The 666-nt window shown below is 65.3% G+C and carries 1 protein-coding gene; it reads left to right on the forward strand.

The genetic code is table 11. The annotated features are described in order from the left end of the window. Nucleotides 1-631, forward strand: a 631-nt coding sequence (locus tag ABD287_RS18435; RefSeq protein WP_344174819.1) for an HARBI1 family protein, incomplete at its 5' end; no start/stop codon positions are given. Nucleotides 632-666: the final 35 nt, after the last annotated feature.

Genomic DNA, 666 nt, shown 5'->3' on the forward strand with positions numbered 1-666 from the left:
CAATCGGATCGGCCTGTCCACCTGCTACGACTACCTCAACGAGGTGCGGCAGGCGCTGGCCGCGCAGGCGCCCAGTCTGGAGGCGGCGTTGGTGGCGGCGAAGCTCGCCGGCTACGACCACGTGATGCTCGACGGCACGCTGATCCACACCGATCGGGTGTCCACACCTGGTCCCACGACCGGAGTGGACCTGTGGTGGTCAGGAAAGCATCACCACCACGGCGGGAACGTGCAGGTCATCACCGCCCCCGACGGCTGGCCCCTATGGACCTCGCAGGTGCGGCCAGGCCGGGAACACGACACCACAGCCCTACGGACCCACCCCGGCATGATCGACACCCTCACCGCCCACGCCCAGCAAGCCCGGATCCTGGGCGACCTGGGCTACGAAGGCGAAGCCGCCACCATCACCGTCGCCTACAAGAAACCCAAAGGCAGCGAGCTGACCGACGTCCAGAAGCAACTCAACAAAATCCACAACGGTCTACGAGCCGTGGGTGAGCGAGGAAACGCCCTGCTCAAAACCACATTCAAAGCACTCCGCCGAGTCAGCGTCTGCCCCTGGAAGATCGGCCAGATCGTCGCCGCCGCACTGGTGCTCCTACACATGGAAGCCGACCGCACCACGTGACACACAGTCACCGCACCGTTGCCCGGAAAGGCTCA

Origin of the sequence: Pilimelia columellifera subsp. columellifera, assembly GCF_039532605.1 — a bacterium.
GTDB classification, from domain to species: domain Bacteria; phylum Actinomycetota; class Actinomycetes; order Mycobacteriales; family Micromonosporaceae; genus Pilimelia; species Pilimelia columellifera.